Here is a 1030-nt window from a genome sequence, read left to right as displayed (position 1 = left end):
GGGCGATGAAGGGGCGGCAAACCACAACCGCTTCTGCTACGACTACGGCCGTCAGGGGCTGCAGCTGTTTGTCTACGGCAGGCGCGCCAGCGGCGGCGTGGCCCCGCAAAAATATCCGGCGCGCCAGACCCTGGAGGCGAGCCAGGCGGTGGCGAGGCTGCATCGGCTGAACCCGGAATATACCGTCTTTGCCCAGCAGGATCCGGCGGCCATCGACGGCGGCGTGTTCCATAACGACGTGATTGCGGTGAGCAATCGCCACGTGCTGTTCCATCATCAGCAGGCCTTTGTGCAGCAGCAGGCGCTGCTGGAGACCCTGCGGGAAAAAGCGGCCCGCCTGGATATTCCGTTTGTCAGCGTTGAGGTTCCGCAGGCGCAGGTGGGGCTCAACGACGCCGTCGCCTCGTACCTGTTCAACAGCCAGCTGCTGAGCAAGCCGGACGGCAAAATGCTGATCGTGGTGCCGGAAGAGTGCCGCCAGCGGGAGAACGTCTGGCACTACCTGAGCGGGCTGGTGAGCGACAGCGCCTCGCCGATCGACGAGCTGGCGGTATTCGATCTGCGCGAAAGCATGCGCAACGGCGGCGGCCCGGCCTGCCTGCGCCTGCGGGTGGTGCTGAACCACGCCGAGCTGGCGGCGGTGAATCCGCATAGCCTGATGGACGACGCGCGCTATCTGCAGCTCACGCAGTGGGTTGAAAAGCACTATCGCGATCGCCTCCACGCCCGCGACCTGGCCGACCCGCAGCTCCTGAGCGAGGTCTATCAAGCCCTTGATGAACTGACGCAGATTTTGCGCCTGGGCTGCATCTATGACTTCCAGCGCTAAGGGGCCGGGAATGGACGACAAGGTGAATGATTTGCTGCACTGCCGGCTGGCGGAGTGGGCGTTTCCCGCGGAAATTGAGGCGCGCTGGCTGGCGGACGGCGTGCTGCAGCTGCTGCCGCAGAGGCCGTGGCGGCAGGCGACGATCGTTTCGGCCGGGATCCACGGCAACGAAACCGCGCCGATAGAGCTGCTGCTGGAGGT

At 65.1% G+C, this 1030-nt stretch carries 1 protein-coding gene and 1 pseudogene; both read left to right on the top strand.

Going from position 1 to position 1030, the window contains the following annotated elements:
- Positions 1 to 829: N-succinylarginine dihydrolase (locus PFH44_RS27905; protein WP_283826885.1), on the top strand; the 829-nt coding region annotated here is incomplete at its 5' end.
- A 10-nt stretch (positions 830 to 839) separates the two neighbouring features.
- Positions 840 to 1030 (top strand): annotated as a pseudogene (locus PFH44_RS27900) (succinylglutamate desuccinylase); the annotation flags it as partial.

Origin of the sequence: Klebsiella sp. Ech2A (genome assembly GCF_030078455.1) — a bacterium.
Lineage (GTDB): Bacteria > Pseudomonadota > Gammaproteobacteria > Enterobacterales > Enterobacteriaceae > Klebsiella > Klebsiella terrigena.
Note: the sequence above shows the minus strand (reverse complement) of the source record. Positions and strands in the feature narration are given on the sequence as shown.